This window comes from Marinomonas sp. A3A, assembly GCF_018336955.1.
GTDB lineage: Bacteria > Pseudomonadota > Gammaproteobacteria > Pseudomonadales > Marinomonadaceae > Marinomonas > Marinomonas lutimaris.
In genome coordinates, this window is the sequence record NZ_CP025532.1 from 4,049,547 (window position 1) to 4,065,220 (window position 15,674).

At 44.4% G+C, this 15,674-nt stretch carries 15 protein-coding genes; 5 read left to right on the plus strand and 10 right to left on the minus strand.

All coding sequences use genetic code 11. The features are described 5' to 3' along the window. The first annotated feature begins 64 nt into the window (after window positions 1–64). The 3 genes from CYL31_RS19010 (at window position 65) to hydA (ending at window position 4,379) form a co-directional block, all read left to right on the plus strand. Entirely contained in the window at window positions 65–1,306 is a 1,242-nt protein-coding gene (locus tag CYL31_RS19010; RefSeq protein ID WP_212916702.1) for a Zn-dependent hydrolase, read from the plus strand. An 83-nt stretch (window positions 1,307–1,389) separates the two neighbouring features. Next, entirely contained in the window at window positions 1,390–2,874 is a 1,485-nt protein-coding gene (locus CYL31_RS19015) for an NCS1 family nucleobase:cation symporter-1 (protein WP_212916703.1), read from the plus strand. A 62-nt stretch (window positions 2,875–2,936) separates the two neighbouring features. Then, the gene (gene hydA / locus CYL31_RS19020; RefSeq protein WP_212916704.1) at window positions 2,937–4,379 is read left to right on the plus strand and encodes a dihydropyrimidinase; all 1,443 of its coding nucleotides are present in this window, start codon (window positions 2,937–2,939) and stop codon (window positions 4,377–4,379) included. A gap of 192 nt (window positions 4,380–4,571) precedes the next feature. Here hydA and CYL31_RS19025 read toward each other — a convergent pair whose 3' ends face one another. The 8 genes from CYL31_RS19025 to nrdR all read right to left on the minus strand — a co-directional run bounded on the left by CYL31_RS19025 (window position 4,572) and on the right by nrdR (window position 10,992). Continuing rightward, window positions 4,572–5,267 (minus strand): hypothetical protein, encoded by a 696-nt coding sequence (locus CYL31_RS19025; RefSeq protein WP_212916705.1) that lies wholly within the window; start codon window positions 5,265–5,267, stop codon window positions 4,572–4,574. 90 nt (window positions 5,268–5,357) lie between these two features. After that, window positions 5,358–5,840, minus strand: a complete 483-nt coding sequence (locus tag CYL31_RS19030) for a phosphatidylglycerophosphatase A family protein (protein WP_212916706.1) — start codon at window positions 5,838–5,840, stop codon at window positions 5,358–5,360. Between the two features lie 29 nt (window positions 5,841–5,869). Continuing rightward, a complete protein-coding gene (thiL, locus tag CYL31_RS19035; protein ID WP_212916707.1) occupies window positions 5,870–6,820 on the minus strand; it encodes a thiamine-phosphate kinase in 951 nt (316 codons plus the stop codon). A 156-nt stretch (window positions 6,821–6,976) separates the two neighbouring features. Further along, window positions 6,977–7,270, minus strand: a complete 294-nt coding sequence (locus CYL31_RS19040; protein WP_212916708.1) for a DUF6172 family protein — start codon at window positions 7,268–7,270, stop codon at window positions 6,977–6,979. A 326-nt stretch (window positions 7,271–7,596) separates the two neighbouring features. Further along, a complete protein-coding gene (locus CYL31_RS19045) occupies window positions 7,597–8,157 on the minus strand; it encodes a helix-turn-helix domain-containing protein (protein WP_212916709.1) in 561 nt (186 codons plus the stop codon). A gap of 361 nt (window positions 8,158–8,518) precedes the next feature. Beyond that, complete coding sequence (nusB, locus tag CYL31_RS19050) at window positions 8,519–9,043, minus strand: transcription antitermination factor NusB (protein ID WP_212916710.1); 525 nt, start codon at window positions 9,041–9,043, stop codon at window positions 8,519–8,521. 306 nt (window positions 9,044–9,349) lie between these two features. After that, entirely contained in the window at window positions 9,350–10,504 is a 1,155-nt protein-coding gene (gene ribD, locus CYL31_RS19055) for a bifunctional diaminohydroxyphosphoribosylaminopyrimidine deaminase/5-amino-6-(5-phosphoribosylamino)uracil reductase RibD (protein ID WP_212916711.1), read from the minus strand. After that, window positions 10,501–10,992 carry a transcriptional regulator NrdR gene (gene nrdR, locus CYL31_RS19060; protein ID WP_212916712.1) on the minus strand — a complete coding sequence of 164 codons (492 nt, stop codon included), beginning with the start codon at window positions 10,990–10,992 and terminating at the stop codon, window positions 10,501–10,503. The genes ribD and nrdR overlap by 4 nt, the downstream gene beginning before the upstream one ends. Window positions 10,993–11,155: 163 nt before the next feature. On the opposite strand from nrdR, the gene CYL31_RS19065 reads away from it, so the two are divergent. Both CYL31_RS19065 and ettA read left to right on the plus strand, forming a co-directional pair. Continuing rightward, on the plus strand, window positions 11,156–12,061 hold the full coding sequence (locus tag CYL31_RS19065) for a DMT family transporter (RefSeq protein ID WP_212916713.1): 906 nt from the start codon (window positions 11,156–11,158) through the stop codon (window positions 12,059–12,061). A 152-nt stretch (window positions 12,062–12,213) separates the two neighbouring features. Beyond that, on the plus strand, window positions 12,214–13,875 hold the full coding sequence (gene ettA, locus CYL31_RS19070; RefSeq protein ID WP_212916714.1) for an energy-dependent translational throttle protein EttA: 1,662 nt from the start codon (window positions 12,214–12,216) through the stop codon (window positions 13,873–13,875). Window positions 13,876–13,970: 95 nt separating this feature from the next. On the opposite strand, the gene CYL31_RS19075 is transcribed toward ettA, so the two are convergent. Beyond that, a complete protein-coding gene (locus CYL31_RS19075; RefSeq protein WP_212916715.1) occupies window positions 13,971–14,939 on the minus strand; it encodes a hypothetical protein in 969 nt (322 codons plus the stop codon). A 375-nt stretch (window positions 14,940–15,314) separates the two neighbouring features. After that, entirely contained in the window at window positions 15,315–15,617 is a 303-nt protein-coding gene (locus tag CYL31_RS19080; RefSeq protein WP_212916716.1) for a helix-turn-helix domain-containing protein, read from the minus strand. Window positions 15,618–15,674: the final 57 nt, after the last annotated feature.

A 15,674-nucleotide genomic window follows, 5' to 3' on the forward strand; every position in this document is an offset into this window, starting at 1 on the left:
TGTTTTTTTATCGACATTTTTTACCTTTTGGTAAAGGTATTGGAAGCAGAAGTAGGAGCTAGTAATGCAAGACCTTCGTATCAACGAGCAACGCCTTTGGGACACCTTAATGGAAATGGGCGACATTGGCGGCACTGAAAAAGGCGGCTGCAATCGCCTTGCAGGAACAGACTTAGACAAGCAAGCCCGCGACCTTTTTGTTTCTTGGTGTGAAGCCTGCGGCTGTAGCGTTGAAGTCGATAAAATCGGCAATATCTTTGCTCGTCGCTCAGGCACAAACAATGATTTACCCGCTGTTGGAACAGGTAGCCACCTTGATACTCAACCTACTGGTGGCAAGTTCGACGGTGTCTTCGGCGTTCTTTCTGGCGTTGAAGTATTACGCACACTTCATGAAAACAACATTGAAACCCCCACTGCGATGGAATTTTCCGTTTGGACCAACGAAGAGGGCTCGCGCTTCCAACCCGCTATGCAAGGCTCAGGAACTTACGTCGGTCGCTTCGATCTGGAAACCGAATTAAACAAAACCGACGTCAATGGTATTCGTCTCGGTGACGAACTAGAACGTATTGGTTACTTGGGCGAGATGGAACTGGGCAGCCGGCACATGGGCGCATTTTTCGAAGCGCACATCGAACAAGGGCCGATTCTTGAAGACGAAGAAAAAGCCATCGGCATCGTCCGACTAGGCCAAGGTATTCGCTGGTACAACATTGAGGTAGTGGGTCGCCCTTCTCATTCTGGCACCACACCCATGCACCTTCGCAAAGATGCGATGTTAACGGCTACTGCCATTGTTACCGAAATGAATGCCATCGCACTTCGCCATGAAAATGGCTTGGGCACGGTGGGTTTTATGCAAGTCTGGCCAAATTCACGCAATACGATTCCGGGCAATGTGAAATTCAGCGCTGACCTTCGTAATCCTAAACCTGATGTATTGCTCACCATGCACGAAGAGCTATTGGCGTTTTGCAAAGAAATCGCTCTCGATCATGGTGTGGAAGTTAACGTCGATCCTTTTTGGTATTTCGCTCCAGTGGAGTTCAACGCTTCCGACGACGTAAAAGCCGCCACCGAAAAACTCGGTTATAGCCACATGGACATTTACGCCGGTGCGGGTCATGACGCCTGTTACATGGCGGATCTTGTACCAACGGGGATGATCTTTACGCCTTGTTTGAATGGCATCAGTCATAACGAAGCGGAATACAGTTCACCAGAAGAATGTGCGGCAGGCGCCAATGTGCTGCTGCACGCCATGCTCGAAGCCAGCGAACGCATAGCTAAAGAACATCAATAACTCATGATGACAAATAAATGAAGAAAACAAAGAACCATTGAATGAAACCTATAAATAATTGAAAAATAGAAGAGGTGGCAAAAATGACCAGCAAGTCTGTTAAACAAGGTGAGTTTTATGAGTTGGAGGTTGATAGCGACCTCCAACAAAGTTCAGCGTATAACGACGATTTAGCGCCAACCAAAGTAAAAGATCGTACTTGGAGCAAGTGGAATATCGCCGCGTTATGGGTCGGTATGTCTATTTGTGTGCCGACTTATACTTTGGGTGGAGTGTTGACCGCCTACTTCGGCTTGTCGGTGATGGAAGCCTTATTTACTATTCTTATCGCCAACATCATTTTGCTGGTTCCGCTAACTCTAAACGCCTACCCTGGCACCAAGTTCGGTATTCCTTTCCCTGTGTTATTGCGTTCATCATTCGGCATGATTGGATCAAACATCCCTTGCTTGATTCGTGCTCTGGTGGCCTGTGGCTGGTTTGGTATTCAAACTATGTTTGGCGGTTTGGCGATTCATTTGTTCTTGTCTGCCGTATCCGATGGTTGGGCAAGCTTGGGTGGCGTCGGCGAAGTGATCGGCTTCTTCATTTTCTGGGCGCTAAACATGTACGTGGTAATCCGTGGCGCAGAATCTATCAAATGGATGGAAACTTTATCTGCACCCTTGTTATTAATCGTTGCCATTGGACTGATGTTTTGGGCGAGCGACAAGGTATCTTTTACTGAGCTGCTTGCAACACCAGCAAGCCGTCCTGCCGACGCTGGCTTTATGGGCTACTTCCTTGGCGGTCTAACAGCTATGGTTGGTTTCTGGGCAACCTTATCATTGAACATTCCCGATTTTAGCCGTTATGCAAAATCGCAAAAAGATCAGGTTATTGGTCAAATCGTTGGTTTGCCTATCACCATGTTCTTCTTTGCAGCCTTAGGTGTTGTTCTAACCGCAGCCTCGACAACGCTGGTAGGCGAAACCATCTCCGATCCAATATCTTTGATTGGCAAAATCGACAGCCCATTTTGGGTTGCTGTTGCGATGATCTTGATCGTCATTGCCACGCTTTCAACGAATACTGCAGCTAACGTGGTTTCCCCAACTAATGACTTCCAAAACATCGCACCAAAACTGATTAATCATACTCGTGGCGCTTTGCTCACCGGCTTGATTGGTATTCTGCTAATGGGCTGGGAATTACTAAAAAAATTAGGTTTGTTGGAATCGGATGTCAGCGTAGAAGGCATGTATTCAAACTGGCTACTGGGTTATTCAAGTCTACTTGGTCCGATTGCTGGCATCATGATTGTCGATTACTTCTTAATCAAACGTCAGCATTTAGATTTGGTCGCACTTTATACACCAAATAGCCTTTATCCAGCGTTTAACAATGCGGGACTAATCGCCTTTGCTGTGCCTGTTGTCATTACCTTAATCGCGCTAAATATGCCGGCTCTTGGTTGGTTCTATAGCTACGGCTGGTTCACTGGTGCTTTCACTGGTGCCATCGTTTACTTCGTACTTGCCAATATGCAAACCGCTTCTGCGACTCAAACCGACGCACTGCAATCCTAAATTATTTTCACCGCGGCACTGCTTGGTGCCGCGTATACTTTACAACTAGAAAAGGACGACACATGAGTAGTCTATTTATTAAAGGTGGGACGATCGTCACCCACGAAGAAACCTTCAAAGCCGATATTCTTTGCAAGGACAATAAAATCGTCGAGATTGGCGACATCAGCGTGTTGCCAAAAGACGTTGAAACCATTGATGCCACAGGCAAACTCATCATGCCAGGCGGTATCGATCCACATACTCACATGCAATTACCTTTCATGGGCACAGTCGCAAAAGACGATTTTGCTTCGGGCACAGTGGCGGCGCTCGCTGGTGGCACCACGACCATTATCGATTTTGTCATTCCCAACCCTCAGCAGTCGTTACTAGATGCCTACCACCAATGGCGCGACTGGGCGAAACAAGCTCATTCTAACTACACCTTCCATGTCGCCATTACTTGGTGGGATGACACAGTAGCGGAAGAAATGAAAATACTGGTAAAAGACCATGGCGTGAATAGCTTCAAACATTTCATGGCCTACAAAAATGCCATCATGGCAACCGATGACATTCTGGTGGCTAGCTTCACCAAGTGTCTAGAGCTCGGTGCTATCCCAACCGTTCACGCAGAAAATGGTGAATTGGTTTATCACTTACAAAACAAACTCATGGCTGAAGGCATGACGGGACCAGAAGCCCATCCACTGTCGCGCCCCTCTTCTGTAGAAGGCGAAGCAGCTAACAGAGCGATTAGCATTGCCAATACGCTTGGCGCGCCAATTTATCTTGTGCATGTATCCACAGAAGAAGCCGTCGATGCCATTCGCTACGCCAAAGACCACGGCCAAACCGTATTTGGCGAAGTATTAGCAGGTCATCTCACGGTTGACGAAAGTGTGTATCAAAATCCAGATTGGGCCACAGCTGCGGCTCATGTTATGAGCCCTCCGTTTAGACCCAAACATCACCAAGATGCGTTATGGAAAGGTGTGCAAGGCGGTACCTTACAAACTACTGCTACCGATCATTGTGCCTTTTGTGCCGAACAAAAAGCCATGGGCAAAAACAACTTCACGCAAATTCCTAACGGCACAGCAGGCGTGGAAGAACGCATGATGGTGCTATGGGAAAAAGGCGTAAACGAAGGCAAAATCACCATGAATGAATTTGTCGCCTTAACCTCGACCAACACAGCCAAAATCTTCAACATGTATCCAAACAAAGGCTGTATTCGTGTCGGCGCAGACGCAGATTTGGTGATTTGGAACCCTGCCGCGACTAAAACGATTTCCGCAAAAACGCATCACTCGAAAATCGAACACAGTATTTTTGAAGGCATGGAAATCCACGGTGTGCCAGAAACCACTATTTGTAATGGCAAACTCGCTTGGCATGACAATGTACTGATGGTCGAATCTGGCGATGGAAAATACATTGATCGTCCAGCTTACGCGCCTTTCTACGAATCATTAAGAAAGCGTAAAGAACTGAATAAACCCAAAGCGGTTGTGCGTTAAAAGAGAGCACTATCACGACGTTATGAAGCTTCAAAAACCGCAGATAACGGATCATTTCGACACTGGCGCGAACACTACATGATCCGTTATCTGCGGTTTTTTATAGAGTTTTCGCAGAATAAGTATTTTCATATAACAGGAGTTAAAGTTAATCATTTTATTATAATCAAGATTCATCAAAAGTTTCACATATCAAGAAGAGGTGATGATCTCTGCATCCTTTTTACTGGATTTGTTAGAAAGATACTTTATTTTTTTCGGTACAGGGGTAAATTGAATTATATTTTTGCTAGCTTCTTGATAAAGAAATAAGTTGTCACCTAGTCTACCTATGTAAGTGTACTGGATGTTTTCGATAAGAACCTGATGATTATCAGAATCATTTTTCCTTGCATATGCATCTAAGAAACCTTTTGGATGAGACAAAAATATAACAACAACAGCCATATTGATGACAGAAAATCTTATCTCAGGGTTTTTAATAACACCCTCTAAAAAGCCCTGATTTCCAATCCATATTCCAATTATGGGAGCGAAGATTAGCGCTAAAGCATACATAGCAAGAGGTTTATCAGTGTATATTGCATACACAGCAAGAATTACAAATGGAAACGCTATCAACTTCCACCATTTATTTATAAATTTCCCCTCAGGAGTATATTTACCTTCACCAACTTTAAAAATATTTCCCAAGTATATGTAGCTCAGAAGTGAGCCGAGTGCGATAAAGCCAAAAGATGCAAGAATGGAGTTCAGTGCAACAACAGCCACTTCAGAAATAGTTATATACTCCAAATGATTAATACCAAACTCGGTCCAATATCCCATCAAGTAGAACGTAGAGACGACAATTATATAACCTGTGATAGCAGAGATAATCGATGTCATAGTACTCCTAACATTAAAACGTATATTAAATATCTGAATTTCTCGCTTTGGATAAAAGAGCTAAACGCTTTATTCTGCTTTTTTAAGCGGTTACAAGACAAATTCGATCAAAGCCTGCAGTACAACAAAAGACATAATGCCAGCCAAAATGTCGTCCAGCATGATGCCGAAGCCGCCGTGGATGTTTTTATCGACCCAAGAGATTGGCCAAGGTTTCAAGATATCGAATAGGCGAAACAACACAAAGCCCAGCACGATATAAAACCAACCCGCAGGCGCCAGCCACATGGTGATCCAGAAACCAACAAATTCGTCCCAGACGATACCAGCATGGTCATGTACGCCCATGTCTTTCGAGGTTTTACCACAAAGATAGATTCCCACCAGCGATGTCACTACCAGTACGATGAAGTACGCTGTGGCGGTTAAATCTTGTAGGAACCAGATAAACAGGGGCACAGCAGCAAGCGTACCAAAGGTTCCTGGTGCTTTTGGCGCGGCACCAGAGCCAAGACCAAACGCCAAAAAATGTATCGGATTACGCCATACCGACGCTGGGGCAGAGTTTGCCATGAAGCTTTACCTACTCGTTAAATAAAAAATTAGAAATGTTGCCAACCTGTTACTTCGCCATCATAGTTTTGGATCACAAAACCATTGTCGACAATTTCCCCCACCTTGGTACAAGGCAAGCTTAGGGTTTGCGTGATTAGCGCTATCTCAGTGACTTGAGCTTTTGATGCAGTAAAACATAACTCGTAATCATCGCCACCGGTTAACGCTAATGCCACCGCAGTTTCAGGTTGCCAACGACTTAACTCAGCGGAAATCGGCACACGACTCGCGTCGATATTTGCCCCGACGCCAGACGCTTTAAGTATATGCTGGATATCTTGAGCAAGGCCATCGGAAATATCCATCATGGAATGAACCACTCGCTTCAGCGCCATGCCAGCTATTAGCCTTGGCTGCGGACGCCAAAAACGATCATAAAAATAATCAAAGCGCTCACTGGATACTTGCAACTCGCCCGTGACAATCGGCACCGCGGCCGCGGCATCGCCTAGCAAACCGGTGACATAAATATCATCACCGAACTTTGCCCCGCTACGCTTTACCGCCATGTCTGGCTCTACATAACCATGCACTTGCAGCGTAATGGTCAACGGGCCTTTGGTGGTATCGCCGCCAACCAAGGCCAAGCCTATTGGCTCGGCCAGTTCCGCCATGCCTTGTGCCAAACCAGCTAACCATTGTGGATCAGATTCTGGAATAGTCAGTCCCAAGGTAAAAAACGCTGGTTTTGCGCCCATTGCCGCTAAATCGCTCACACAGCTTGCCACCGCGCGATAACCGATATCAACAGGATCTGCATCGAAAGGAAAATGTCGCCCTTCGACCAAGGTGTCCATGGAAAACACCAAACTCTGACCTTGCGGCACTTGCACCTGAGCACAATCATCACCAATGCCCAACAAAAGATCTCCACGTCCCTGTGTACTTGCCATCACAGACGCTTGAAAGATGTTTTGTATCAACTCGAATTCTTTCAACAGACTACCCTTCTATTATTTCGGACCTCACATACAGCACCGAAAACACTGGCAAAGCATACCGTATTAAACCGCCGATGTCAGAAGCAAAACAGGGCAGATTACGCTAGGTAATCTGCCCTGTTTTAATTGTACTTTTTAACGCCAAATTCGCGCTTAATCTTCTGAGCGTTTTGCACGCTGCTTTGGTGTTGGAATCACTTCTAGATAAAAAGTCTTCCAATGCTGGCTTTGCGCCGAGCTAATATTGGTATTGATATCACCTTCGTGAATTGAACGTGCCTTGTCTGCGACTTGACCAAATTTGCAGTTAAATCCCCAAAAATCCGCGCCATCTGGCAAGGCTTTATTACGCTCTGCTTTGATGTACTGCTTAACTTCGTTTTTCGCTTCTTCAATAAGACGCTGGTATGATTTTTTGGGGTGAGATAAAACAAAGTTCTTTTTCATTATGATCCTAAAAGTATTGAGTAAGGCAGCGTAACAGCCACCTTGATACTGCCTATGATAGCGGGTTCAGAATAAACCAGCCATCAATAAGAGAAATAAGATGTATTTTTACAATCCAGAAATGAGTCCCCTCTCGGTGCACTAAGCTTATGGGAAGCAGGAGGCGGTGTTGTTGAGATCAATTCCAACGCTTGTCGGCTAAATGCAATATCATTAATTTTCTCATTCTAGAATGTTGTGAAGCATAATTTTCCTTCCGAATAAATCCTACATCTTCCAATATATAAGCGATACGGTTAAGAAGGTTCAAATCAAAGCGTATAATTTCAAATTATCAGCTTCCACTGTGGTGCTGCCATTGAGTTTTCATATCGAATCTTTTGAATTAAAAATAGTTCTTCCAATTTCCTTGTCGCTTTTCGAATAGAATTCCTATTGCATTGCAATCGCTCAGCTAATTGTAATTCCGTACTAGGCCCATCTTTTAAAGCATCCAAAATCGAATTAGAAAGAGATGATAATACTTCAGATGAAATAACTTGGGATAACCTCTCTTTGACTGCATTTATCTCAATTTGACTGATGTTGTTTCCCTTTTTATTAATAGACTCAAACGCAAGATCTACCTGTTCATAAATCTTTTCACTAAGATTATTTGCTTCTAAATAATGATCCTGATTTTGATAATCACTGGGAGCATATAAAACAAAATTTTTGTGATACAAAATCCAGAAAAAAAGAAACACTATACAAGTAGGGAATGCCATTACGAAATACACAAAAACAATCTGTATTTCACTAGGCAATTGAACTAAAGCAACCGTAGCTAACGTTTCTGCTAATCCTGCAAAAACCGCAATTATTGTTAATGGATTACTTATTTTCATGAAAGCTTAGTCTCTCGAAGTTCGAAATAATATGAATATCATCGCATTTAAGCTTTATGCAATACAATCATCATATCTCAGCCAATATAGACAACCTTGCATCTCGCAATACAATCCAACAAATAACGACTTGTGGAGGTAGGCGATAGTTTCGAAACAAGTCGTTATTTGTTGGATTTAACCAAAGCTGGTGCGTAAAGACAAAGTAACCTCATCCTAACCTTCTCCTTGAAGAAAAGGGAAGGGACAGTACTTTTTTCAATATAAAGGCATAAAAAAGCCCCGTTATTAGCAAGTAATAACGGGGCTCTAGCTGTCTTTCAAGAATGCTTTCAGTAGTCTTTAAATAATCGTCTTTCGACTATTTGTTCGACTCTTTATTAGCATCTCGACGAGCGGCGATTTCTTCGCGGCGCACGCGTTGTGCAAGCTTGTCTAGAATGCCGTTTACGTATTTGTGACTTTCCGTCGCGCCGAAGCCTTTTGCTAGCTCTACACTTTCGTTGATCGCGACACGGTATGGCACGTCTAAACGTTGAGACAATTCAAATGCACCGATACGCATAACGGCCAATTCAATTGGGTCTAGTTCGCTTAATGGACGATCTAGTAATTCTTCAAACAAAGCGTCCAGTTTTTTCGCGCTGGCTGTTACACCTTGTAGCAATTCGCGGAAGTAGACTTTATCGCAAGAATCCATATCACGGTCTTGGTCTATAACGAATTGAGTTTCGATCTCGCTCACGGCAGATTGGTTCATCTGCCACTGATAGACCGCTTGTAATGCCAAACGACGAGAAGCACTGCGCAATTGCGAACGTGAAGGTTTTTTCTCTTTACGTTTTGGTGCTGGAGTTTGGTCGTTTGCTGTTTCCACTTCGCTCATTTTTTGCCTCAATTGTCCAGACTACGTCGCCTTATGGGCTGACGCTTTTGCCTATTTGGCTTTTGTCTGTTTGGCTTTTGTTTGTTTAAAAAATACCCTTGGTTGTTAAAGAGCTACTAGATACAGCCTTTAGACAGTATCTGAGTCATATCGACCAAAGGTACGAATATACGGGTTGTCTTGTGCGGCGATTATAGCAACATTTATTCTAGGTTTCTCGGCAAAGTTGGCGAAATATCAGCAAGAAAAAACGATTTTCAGGCTTTTCTTAAAAAAAGCCTGAAAAAGCAATGACTCAGCTTTTGGCTATTCGTCAAAATCGCCTTCAAAATCTTCATCGAGGTATTTTGGTATATAGACCAAACGCACATCTTGTCCAACTTGGCGAACCGATTTAAGTGTCAGATCAACCGCTTCGTCCATCGCCTCTAAAGGCAATTTAAATAATGGACGGGCACTGGAACCCAATAGTTTCGGTGCCATGTAAACCACGATTTCGTCGATCAGACCCGCTTCTAAAAAACCACCAGCCAATTCTGCGCCAGCTTCTAATAAAACTTCGTTAATGCCTGCATCGGCAAGTTGTTCCATTGCGTCCAGCAAGTCGAGTCGACCATCTTCGCCACGTGGAGCAAAGCGCACAGTTACGCCTTTTTTAGTGAGCACTTCTAAATGCTCTGCTTCGACCTCTTCTTCTACTGAAAATACCCAAGCTTGATTCGCTGGGTAAAGAATTTTCGCTTCAGGAAGAATCGACAACGCCGTGTCCATTACCACACGAATCGGCTGACGCACGCTTTTCGGATCGGCTTCTTGGTCATCGTTGTCAATGCGAACCGTCATGCTTGGGTTGTCTGCCAACACCGAGCCAATACCTGTGACAATAGCATCGCTTTGCGCGCGTAAACGCTGTACATCAAGACGCGCCGCTGAATCGGTAATCCATTGGCTTTCACCAGATTCCATTGCCGTGCGGCCATCCATGCTCATGGCAAGTTTCACTCGCACGTAGGGAAGTCCTTCGCGCATGCGTTTGATAAAACCGGGATTGAGCGCTTCGCAGTCCGATTCCAACACAGGACCGATGATTTCAATACCGGCTTTTTTGATTTTCGCTAAACCATTACCAGACACTTCAGGATTTGGGTCTTGCATACCGTAAACAACTCGCGCGACGCCAGCTTTGATCAAGGCATCGGCACAAGGCGGTGTTTTACCTTGGTGGCTGCAAGGCTCCAAAGTGACGTAAGCGGTTGCACCAACAGCATCTTGTTTCGCATCCGCCAAGGCATTGACTTCGGCGTGACCTTCTCCGGCTTTGACATGAAAACCTTGGCCAATGATTTGCTGATCTTTAACCAACACACAACCAACCCGTGGGTTCGGATGAGTGGTATAGCGGCCTTTTTTCGCTAGTTGAATGGCTTTTGCCATCCAGTATTCGTGATTATATGCTGTCATGCTTCGTCTTCTTTTTTCGATTCTGGGGCAGCCGTCTTATGGCTTTCTAGGCGGTCAATCGCTTCGCGAAATTCGCTAATATCTTTAAAGCTTCGATAAACGGAAGCAAAGCGAACGTAGGCCACTTGATCAAGACGCTGCAATTCTTCCATCACGGCTTCGCCAGTCCAACGAGAGGGTAATTCTCGCTCACCAGTGGCTTGCATTTTTTCTTTGATTCGAGTGATCGCAGTTTCTACTGCTTCAATGCTAACGGGACGTTTTTCAATAGCTTTGATAATGCCATTGCGCAACTTGTCCTCGTCAAACACTTCTCGACTTCCATCGCTTTTGATCAGCTTAGGCATTTGTAATTCGGCCACTTCAAAGGTGGTGAAGCGCTCTTGGCAATGGCTACAGGTACGACGGCGGCGAACTTGTGCGCCTTCAGAAACCAATCGAGAATCCACTACTTTAGTATCTTGAGTTCCACAAAAAGGGCATCGCATGGTGCTTCCAATATCGCTAATTTGGTGTAAGAATGCCTGAAAATTAGGCCATCGTGTGATGGGTGAAATCATACCAACCCCGCCATAATATAGCTACCGAGCTACTGTGTGCGCTTTTATCATTCTTCTGCATTAAAGAATGAATGAATTTATAAGGATTTATATGCCGTTCGCAGAATTATCAGGCTTGGTTGCTGCCTTGTGTTGGACTATTTCGAGCCTGATGGCGCCAAACTTAATTCAACGTTTTGGCACCATGCGCTTTAATACCTTTCGTATTGTTATTGCCAGCTCCATTCTTTTGGCAATTTGCTTAATCACCCAGCGCTTCAATTCAACCTTGTGGCAACATGCCGAGATAGTCATGCTGTCTGGTTTGTTAGGGATTTTCATTGGCGACACCATGCTGTTTACTGCGGTGCATCGCCTTGGCCCTCGACGCACTGGTGTGCTTTTTGCCACCAACGCGCCTATGTCGATTCTGTTAGGTTGGCTATTTTTAGGGGAAAACCTTTCTTTTAGTCAGCTATTTGCCTGCGGCTTGGTATTGATTGGCGTGGTGATTGCCATATTGTTTGGTCGCAGAAACAGCCTTCATGCTTGGGAACAAACTAAAGGCAAATTGAGCATGGGAATTTTACTCGCACTCGGTGCAGCGCTTGGTCAGGCCAGTGGCGCTCTACTTAGCAAACCTGCTTTGCTTGATGGTGCTGACCCAATTGCGGTGTCTGCGTTACGCGTGGGAACTGGCGCTCTCGCTCTAGTTCTGGCTTATGGTTTGTTTTATCGACACAAACAACCTGCTGACGCGATTCCCTTTGCTCAACTAACTCGTGTTGATTTCATGGGCATCGCTACCCTCGCCACCATTGGTATGGTTATCGGCATGAGCGTCCTAGTTTGGGGCGTCGGCAACGCTAATGTCGGTATTGTCACTACGCTATCAGCAGTTGTTCCCGTACTAATTTTACCGGGCTTGTGGATCACCACCGGCCAACGCCCTGCATTTGGCGCCTGGCTTGGTGCGATTTTCGTTGTGGCTGGCGCGGCTTTGATTATTCTGAAATAGCCTTGATTGTGCTATCCTTAACCCCACTAATTGCAATTGGCTCTCCATCGACTTGCCAGACTTTTTTGGCAACCCTCTGGAGCGTTTTAACGAAATTTATGCACGACATTAATAGTGCATGGATCTCCAATCATAGGATAAGTTGATTCTTTATGGCTCAGTTTGTATACAGCATGAACCGCGTAGGGAAAGTCGTACCCCCAAAACGCGAGATTCTAAAAGACATTTCTCTTTCATTCTTCCCTGGCGCTAAGATCGGTGTATTGGGTCTTAACGGTTCTGGTAAATCGACTCTACTTCGCATTATGGCGGGCGTTGATACCGAGCATAATGGTGAAGCACGTCCAATGCCGGGCATCAAAATCGGCTATTTGGAGCAAGAACCTCATCTTGATCCAGAAAAGAACGTGCGCGGCATTGTTGAAGAAGCGTTCGCTGACGTTATTGAAGCGATGGCGCGTTTGGATGCGGTTTACGCTGAATACGCTGAACCCGATGCGGACTTTGATGCGCTAGCAAAAGAACAAGGCCAACTTGAAGCCTTGATCGAAGCAAAAGAAGGCCACAACCTAGAGCGCGCCCTTGAAGTTGCAGCCGATGCTCTACGTCTTCCACACTGGGATGCGAAAGTAGAACACCTTTCTGGTGGTGAGCGTCGTCGTGTTGCCTTATGTCGTTTGTTGTTGAACAAGCCAGACATGATCCTACTGGACGAGCCAACAAACCATTTGGATGCGGAATCCGTTGCTTGGCTAGAGCGATTCCTAAAAGATTACCCAGGCACTGTTGTGGCGATTACCCATGACCGTTACTTCCTAGATAACGCCGCTGGCTGGATTCTGGAACTTGACCGTGGCCATGGTATTCCATACGAAGGCAACTACTCTTCTTGGTTAGAGCAAAAAGACGCGCGTCTACAAACCGAAGCGAAACAACAAGCCTCTCACCAAAAAGCCATTAAATCGGAACTTGAGTGGGTTCGCCAAAACGCCAAAGGTCGTCAATCTAAATCCAAGGCGCGTTTGGCTCGATTCGAAGAGATGAACTCACAAGAGTTCCAAGATCGTAACGAAACCAACGAATTGTACATTCCACCAGGACCTCGTCTTGGTTCTAAAGTCATCGAAATCGAAGGCGTTAGCAAAAGCTTCGAACACAAGATGCTACTAGAAGACTTCAACATGGTTGTGCCACAAGGTGCAATTGTCGGGGTTGTTGGTGGTAACGGTGCAGGTAAATCTACCCTATTCAAAATGATCGCAGGCATCGAAAAACCAGATACCGGCACAGTGACGTTGGGCGAGACAGTACAACTTGCTTACGTTGACCAAATGCGTGAACTAGACGGCGACAAAACCGTCTTTGAAGAAATCGCAGATGGCCTAGACATGATCACGGTTCACAACTACAAAGTGCCGTCTCGTGCTTACATTGGTCGCTTTAACTTCAAAGGGTCGGATCAACAAAAATTGGTTAAGCATTTGTCAGGTGGTGAGCGTAACCGTTTGCACCTTGCGAAACTGCTTAAAGAAGGTGGCAACGTATTGCTACTGGATGAGCCGACCAACGACCTTGACGTAGAAACTTTACGTGCACTGGAAGACGCACTACTGGCCTTCCCAGGCGCCGCGATTGTTATTTCCCACGACCGTTGGTTCCTAGACCGTATAGCAACACACATCCTTGCATACGAAGGCGATTCCAAAGCTGTCTTCTTCGAAGGGAACTACGCCGAATACGAAGCCGACTACAAAGCTCGTACTGGCAACGAAGCCACACCAACGCGTATCAAATACAAACGTATTGATGCGTAATTCTATTTAGTAGGATTGGTTGGTAAAGAATGGAAAGCCGCTTTCAGAGATGGAAGCGGTTTTTTAATGATCTTTAATCAAAAGCATTTCATTCTCTAAAACGGGATCATTTCTTCTGGGTCAGGCACTTCCTCGTACCCAGACACAACACCATTCACGTCTAAAACAGGCCTAATTCGACGTTTTTCTGTGTATAAACACTGTGAGAAATCTGATGACTCTTCTGTAAACTTCCTTTCTTCTATACGATATAGAGTAGTTTGTCTTTCTTGAAACGCTTTTGACAGGCAAAACTTTTCAAGACTCTGTAAGACGCTAAGCATTAAATAAAAATCATGCTGAAAACGACCATTTATATAACAGCCATTATATTCAAAAATAGATCGCCCACTCCTTCCTATAGTGATAGAGATGCCGCACCAAAGCCATCCAGTATTAAGGTTATCAGCAAGATGGAAAAACTTTCTTTCTTCACTGCCCGTTAATAGATTCCAGCACTTTATACGCTCATTCAATATAAAATAAACATAGTGAAAATGATTCTGAAAGTTATAAAACACCTGGTCATCATTCATTAACACTAACTCTTTGTTAAGAGCCATTTCATCTGCATAGTAAGCGAAGTGAATAAAGTCATTCTCACGGAATATTATTTCATATAAAAATTGTTTTTCTGTGAATTTAACGCCTAAAACCTTTTCTTGCTCTTCCAAATATGAAAAAAAAAGCTCTCTGTGCTTCACACAATTTTCAAATGAATTCTTTAATTGGGCCTGCTGAATTTGCTTGTCTGTTCTTTCTATTTGTATAGCCGTTTGAGCTGACCGATGATGTGAAGCAACAAGCGCCACCGCAGGGAAAATAAGAGCCATGATGGCAATGGGTAACTTCAAACGACCAATAGCATCGTTAATACAATCAGATGTCCAACACGCTTTCATAGACTCAACGGAAAAGAAGTCATGCCACGCAATAAACCCAGCGACTATAGCGCCAACAGCAAGTGGTGCAAAAAATGCTACTTTAAACCAGCCGAGCTGAGTCAGCGTTTTCCTATGTGACATTTAATATCCTTGCTTCGTATAAAAAGACCAGAGCCAATAATTATAAACCCAAAAGAAATAAGCCCCACTTTCTATTTTCCCTTGCAAGACACAAGGAAAAGAGACTAACTAGGCAATTACCTCAATACTTTTTTTCCACAAGAGACAGCATTTTCAGCGCAGCCTCTAGGTTTGCTCTCACTTGTTCCCATTTCTCGCTAACGTTCAGGTATTGCATATAAAAACATCATATAAGACTTTGTCTCTCATTTACTTAAAAAAATGAGAGACTAGTGAATTTGATGTACACGAGTGAGAGACAAGAAACGTACTACCTCATTTATTGCTGAAAGTGAGATACAAAGCTTTCTACAAGTTCAGGTTAATTGGGTAAGGCTAGGCAATAACCTCAATCCCTTTTCGCTCCACAAGAGACAGCATTTTCAGCGCTGCGCCTCTGGGTTTGCTTTCACCTTGCTCCCATTTTTTAACCAGCTTATCGCTGACATTTAAATATTGTGCGAAAACGGGTTGGGAAAGGTTGTTGGCGAGTCTTAGTTTTTTGACTTGTTCAGGCGTGAAGTCATGAATGGAGGTTAAGCATAAGGTATCAAACTGACGCATGGTGGTTTTATCAATCACACCCGCTTTTTTAAGGCCTTTGGCTGTCTTATGAACAGACTTTAAAATATCACTCATGGCGATCTCTTCAAGATTCTAAATGATTTATAAATATACCCTAATAGGGTATATTTA

What these genes read in the sequence shown, in the direction of transcription:
- CYL31_RS19010 (WP_212916702.1), top strand. Translation starts at nt 65, where the DNA reads ATGCAAGACCTTCGTATCAACGAGCAACGCCTTTGGGACACCTTAATG.
- CYL31_RS19015 (WP_212916703.1), top strand. Translation starts at nt 1,390, where the DNA reads ATGACCAGCAAGTCTGTTAAACAAGGTGAGTTTTATGAGTTGGAGGTT.
- hydA (WP_212916704.1), top strand. Translation starts at nt 2,937, where the DNA reads ATGAGTAGTCTATTTATTAAAGGTGGGACGATCGTCACCCACGAAGAA.
- CYL31_RS19025 (WP_212916705.1), bottom strand. Translation starts at nt 5,267, where the DNA reads ATGACATCGATTATCTCTGCTATCACAGGTTATATAATTGTCGTCTCT.
- CYL31_RS19030 (WP_212916706.1), bottom strand. Translation starts at nt 5,840, where the DNA reads ATGGCAAACTCTGCCCCAGCGTCGGTATGGCGTAATCCGATACATTTT.
- CYL31_RS19040 (WP_212916708.1), bottom strand. Translation starts at nt 7,270, where the DNA reads ATGAAAAAGAACTTTGTTTTATCTCACCCCAAAAAATCATACCAGCGT.
- CYL31_RS19045 (WP_212916709.1), bottom strand. Translation starts at nt 8,157, where the DNA reads ATGAAAATAAGTAATCCATTAACAATAATTGCGGTTTTTGCAGGATTA.
- nusB (WP_212916710.1), bottom strand. Translation starts at nt 9,043, where the DNA reads ATGAGCGAAGTGGAAACAGCAAACGACCAAACTCCAGCACCAAAACGT.
- ribD (WP_212916711.1), bottom strand. Translation starts at nt 10,504, where the DNA reads ATGACAGCATATAATCACGAATACTGGATGGCAAAAGCCATTCAACTA.
- nrdR (WP_212916712.1), bottom strand. Translation starts at nt 10,992, where the DNA reads ATGCGATGCCCTTTTTGTGGAACTCAAGATACTAAAGTAGTGGATTCT.
- CYL31_RS19065 (WP_212916713.1), top strand. Translation starts at nt 11,156, where the DNA reads ATGCCGTTCGCAGAATTATCAGGCTTGGTTGCTGCCTTGTGTTGGACT.
- ettA (WP_212916714.1), top strand. Translation starts at nt 12,214, where the DNA reads ATGGCTCAGTTTGTATACAGCATGAACCGCGTAGGGAAAGTCGTACCC.
- CYL31_RS19075 (WP_212916715.1), bottom strand. Translation starts at nt 14,939, where the DNA reads ATGTCACATAGGAAAACGCTGACTCAGCTCGGCTGGTTTAAAGTAGCA.
- CYL31_RS19080 (WP_212916716.1), bottom strand. Translation starts at nt 15,617, where the DNA reads ATGAGTGATATTTTAAAGTCTGTTCATAAGACAGCCAAAGGCCTTAAA.